General features: G+C 41.4%; 4 protein-coding genes. 1 reads left to right on the top strand and 3 read right to left on the bottom strand.

Going from position 1 to position 4614, the window contains the following annotated elements; genetic code table 11:
- Positions 1 to 332: 332 nt before the first annotated feature.
- Together OEV42_21290 and OEV42_21285 are read right to left on the bottom strand one after the other, a co-directional pair.
- Positions 333 to 2633, bottom strand: coding sequence for a M64 family metallopeptidase (locus tag OEV42_21290; protein MDH3976805.1), 2301 nt, complete (start codon positions 2631 to 2633; stop codon positions 333 to 335).
- A gap of 5 nt (positions 2634 to 2638) precedes the next feature.
- Positions 2639 to 3145, bottom strand: coding sequence for a hypothetical protein (locus OEV42_21285; protein ID MDH3976804.1), 507 nt, complete (start codon positions 3143 to 3145; stop codon positions 2639 to 2641).
- 748 nt (positions 3146 to 3893) lie between these two features.
- On the opposite strand from OEV42_21285, the gene OEV42_21280 reads away from it, so the two are divergent.
- Positions 3894 to 4394: a hypothetical protein gene (locus OEV42_21280; protein ID MDH3976803.1), complete on the top strand. Its 501-nt coding sequence runs from the start codon at positions 3894 to 3896 to the stop codon at positions 4392 to 4394.
- 39 nt (positions 4395 to 4433) lie between these two features.
- Here the strand turns inward: OEV42_21280 and OEV42_21275 are convergent.
- Positions 4434 to 4614, bottom strand: a 181-nt coding sequence (locus tag OEV42_21275; GenBank protein ID MDH3976802.1) for a hypothetical protein, incomplete at its 5' end; no start/stop codon positions are given.

The following is a 4614-nucleotide window of genomic DNA, read 5'->3' as shown; positions in this document are numbered from 1 at the left end:
GGGATGCAACAATTCAAGTTGCCCTGTTAATAGTAGAGGCTTGGCCAGTGCCGTTTTCATAATAAAAGTGCTTAACTTAGTGCCATTCGGATGTGTCCCAATACTGTTCGAATAAATCTGTCCCCTTTTCTTACTTTTATCCAATTATGGACGTTGATTTTGAAGGGATTCTTCCTTACAAATTACAGAATGACGTAACAAGCAGTAAATGTATTCCAGATTCATTCGGTGTTGCTGCAATTGTATTAATTAATGATTAATCTGAGAAAACAAAGAGGGGCTTGGTATAACCAGCAAGCCCCTCTTTGTAAGATTGATATAATTGAACTGCCTTACGGTTGATGAGGATTCACTACCAGAACAGAACACATAGACTCAGCAACATTACCTGAGTTATCATTTGCACGTACCGTCCAGGGAATATTGTCATTTACTCCGCCTGAATTTGCAATGTTTACGGTATTACCAGATACCTCAACAATACATGACTCTGTCTTGTCGATTCTCTTTCCCTTCTTCGTGAACTTAAAGCAGTCGTAACCGGTAATTCCAACAGACGGGTTACCAGCACAGTTATCAGTTGCCGTTGCAGAAAAAGAAACAGGAGCGTCTGGAGGAGTAATTGTAACTGGCGCGTTACACTGAATCTCCGGCGGAATGTTATCTATCACTGTTACAACTGCAGTACAGGCAGCAGGAGCACCTTCCTCATCTATTACAGTTAGTGTGACGCTGTTCTCTCCCAGATCGGCACAGGTAAAATCTGATTTATTTAAACTAAGTTCGATGACACCACCTTCAGGGTCATAGGATCCATTGTCAACATCACCGGCAGAAATAGTAGCTTCTCCGTTTTCATCCAAGGCCACTTCTATATCCTTGCACACAGCTACTGGCGCCATAATTGTTGCATATTGGGATATGTCTACCGACAGCTCAACGTTGCCAGTTGCAGAATCAATTAAGTCAACTCTTCCACAATATTCAAAATACGGCACTACCAATTGGAAATTCGCTTCATCTCGCCATGCTGGTCCTTCATTACCCTGTTCAGCTTGTACAATTCTCGGATCGTGGATTCCAAAATTTTCCAGTTCTGCATTACCGTTGGAAAAAACTTTTATTCTAAATGTGTCACCGTGATGATTGCCAGGGGGATCAGCCACTACATAACTCTCCTCCAACAGACTGAACACTCCCGCTGATACCTGCATATTTAACCATATCGATTTCTCTGCTTCCCCAGAAGGTCCTTCTCCTGCTGGTGCGGTACCCGGGTTGCTATCCAGGATCGCTTGAATTCTTCTTGAAGATGGTTGCCCCCATCCATTGGCAAATTGAGTTCCGTCATCCATAATGAAGCGGGTAGTAGTAAATTTCCACCAATCACTAGTACAGGTTGTGAACATCCAGCAATCATCAGGGTCTCCCCATCCTTCACCGGTTACATCAGCCCGACAATCGGCTTCAGCATCCCAAACATTTGGATTTGGATTTGGCTCGAAACGAGCTGTTGCACATGCAGGAGCGTCATCGTATTCATCCGCTAGCCCAAATAGCCCGTGGCCGGCTTCATGAATAAATGATCTCCCTACGGCCCCTTCAGCGCTCAATGCAACCGGTGGGCCCCAAAGTGTCCAATCACCGAACGTGGCGGTATGTAAGATGACGTAAGCATCCGACCAGGGGGCAACTCGAGTTATGTCGGCTGGAAGATTGTGGTTAGGGAAAACTGAATCTCCCTGCACTCTAGTGTAGTAGAAATTAAAGCTGTCGAGATTGCCAGTTACCGGAGCCGCTGCATCCAGTCTTTGATCAATCTGATCTTGAATGTCGTCGATAAAGTTCGGCAACCATGTATCGATATCTGCTGGTGCTCCATAGTCCTCATCGGGCACGAATATGATATCAATCCTGTCGGTATGGCTTCCAATACCTCTCGTAGGTACAGGGATAACGGCCTTATTGGCATCTGTGCAAAGATCATCCATGAGCCAGAAGTTACCCGTATCATGGACCATAACATAAGCAATAGTTTCTCCTGCGGGAGCTTCAACGGTCAGCCGGGTAAAAGTCCTTGTACTGGTATTGCTGCCAGCCCAGCCACTAGTAGCTATTAATGTGTCATCACTGTCATAGGCATCCAAAGTAAGACCGGAACCCGTGCTGACAAGAATGGAAGCATAACTCGCTCCTCCTCCAAGGAAGTCAATCCGTCCTTGGTCTCCAAGTGTACCCAGCCATGCGAAGAAATTGCCGTTGGTTTCATACCCTGCGTGACCATAAGGGTAGACGTTATACTTTTCTGTGCGAATATCGCCATATTTCCAGTTCAGTGAGCCGGTCGTGGTAAATTCCATGCTGGGAATGGTGCTTTCTATTTCAATCTCGTCGATTCCGGTTTCAAAGTTCAGGAAAAAATCATCTGAATTTCTGCAAGTGTTCGCTGTGCCGGCCGGCCAATCTTCTTCAACCGTAGCCTGAACGGTTGGGACTCCTGTAGTTAAAAACATAATCGCCATAAGGACTAACACTGTTAGTCCCATAGATACACGTCTCATAATTCCCCCCTCCTTTGACGAATGCTCGTCAAAATACTGATTTTTACTAAAGATTAATTTTTGTGAGTTCATGCCGTTTACTCCAAGACAAATTCATTGGAGTAGACTACTTTTGTCTGGCCTAGTTCAATAGGCCTTTTCCATGGTTCAGTCGCTATGTTCTCTGATTTCACTGTGTCCAAACTATAGCGCATTATAAATCTGTATCTACCTCGTTTGATCATCTCAGGTTCGGTTGACTCGGTTACTATCTTGATCAGGCATATCTTTTGGTTCCATTCATAAAGAAGGTCCGAGTGTGGCTTAAGATCCCTTACAACACCAATGGGGCGCTCATACATTGCTATTCGGCAAACCTCTCTACCTTCCTCAATCAGTGGCAAACGAAAACCCAGCCTGCGCCAACCATCGTCTTCAGCCCTTTCAATCTCCCAGAAAACCAATTCACGCTGAGGATAGCCTATATACCAGACAGGAATATCACTTCTATTTGAAACCATTAGCTTGATCGTTTCTCCTTCTACATACCGCGTCATGTCTGTGTTTATGGAGATGAATGAGGTCTCCGCTGCTGCACTTTTCATTGAACAGCCTAATAGTAACGAGATAATCAACAGACTAATAATTAACAGCAAACTCGTATTCCTCATGACTTCCCTCTTTGAGATTTCGCAGTTTAGTGATGAAAATTTGATTTTCATGTGTTTTGTTTTATACAAAGACATCATTTTAATTATTACCCTCTTTTATAAGACCTGCTTTAGAAATCTTATGTTACCCACTGAGTTGCTAAAACATGCATGCTGTTATCTGCACCATTACTGTTTATATTCAGGATATGCTATTCATACAATCACCTCCTCTTTAGCGTGAGATACTTCAGACATAAAAGCCGAACTCGTAAAAAGCTTACCCTTCATTAACCCGGCTATCATGAAAAAAATATTCTTCGCTTTCCGTCCCCACCTTAAGGAGAGTTTGGCTTTATCCGGACTTCTCTGCCTGTTTAGTTATGTAGCACAAAGCGAAGCTATTTAGAAGGGGTAAAAAAGGGCTATAGTTAAAAGGAGAAAACGGAGAAAACGGGACGGTTCTCTTTTTAAGGAAATGAGATTCTATAACCTATTGATATATCTACATATAACTGGTCCTTTATTATAAAGGGAAGCCTAAAAGAGAACCGTCCCGTTTATTGTTACCGTTTATTGTTAATACCTATTCTTACCCATATTGTATAAAATATAGGAATGAAAATTCATCAGAAGTAATACCCAGTGGACGCACTTTATTGCTGTTTCCACATAGCTTTAAACCTGTTAAATTTCCGAAACAATGAAGAAAATATCTTTAATAAGATACAATATACTTTTTGTACTTCTATTAATAATTGTTTTAATACTTGTAGGTTTTCTTGATTACAAAAGGGTAAAACTAGAGTATATCGATAGTCTAAAAGTTAAACCACATTTGTATGATTTGCTAATTAAAAAGAAAAAATTTAAGTTTGATGAATGGGAAGGTATATTTACTTCTTGGAGGGGGGAAGGTGTAAAAGAGAAATCTAGTCTTGAAGCATGGCTAAGGGATTATAAAGAAGGCGATAATGCCATAGTTGATTGGAATGAAATTATATATGAAGATAATCAGATTTATTATGCATGTGTCGGGTGCAAATTGGAGGGTATAAGATATTTTTATCATTCTAGATATTTTAATGTAGTTAATAATCCTAGTATCTTTGCTATAAATTCAATTTCAATGAAGCCTGTAGATGAAAGTGTAATTAATATTTATATTGGGGACGTTGTTGTTTCAGATATTTACGGATGGTAAATTACTCAAACAGATAATATCGGGTGTAAGAATCAAGAATTAAATAGACACGACAATTAAGAGAAAAGGGGTCAGGGTCAGGCTTGCAACTATGTAGACAACCCCGACACGGGCAATGTAGAATACAAATATGATGAGGCAGGCAATCTCACCGGGAAAATAACGCCTAACCTGAGAGCCGATTCGAAATCGATCAAGTATATCTACGACTATAACCGGC

Source organism: Deltaproteobacteria bacterium, assembly GCA_029860075.1.
GTDB lineage: Bacteria > Desulfobacterota > JADFVX01 > JADFVX01 > JADFVX01 > JAOUBX01.
Note: the sequence above shows the minus strand (reverse complement) of the source record. Positions and strands in the feature narration are given on the sequence as shown.

What these genes read in the sequence shown, in the direction of transcription:
- OEV42_21280 (MDH3976803.1), top strand. Translation starts at nt 3,894, where the DNA reads ATGAAGAAAATATCTTTAATAAGATACAATATACTTTTTGTACTTCTA.
- OEV42_21285 (MDH3976804.1), bottom strand. Translation starts at nt 3,145, where the DNA reads ATGAAAAGTGCAGCAGCGGAGACCTCATTCATCTCCATAAACACAGAC.
- OEV42_21290 (MDH3976805.1), bottom strand. Translation starts at nt 2,633, where the DNA reads ATGAACTCACAAAAATTAATCTTTAGTAAAAATCAGTATTTTGACGAG.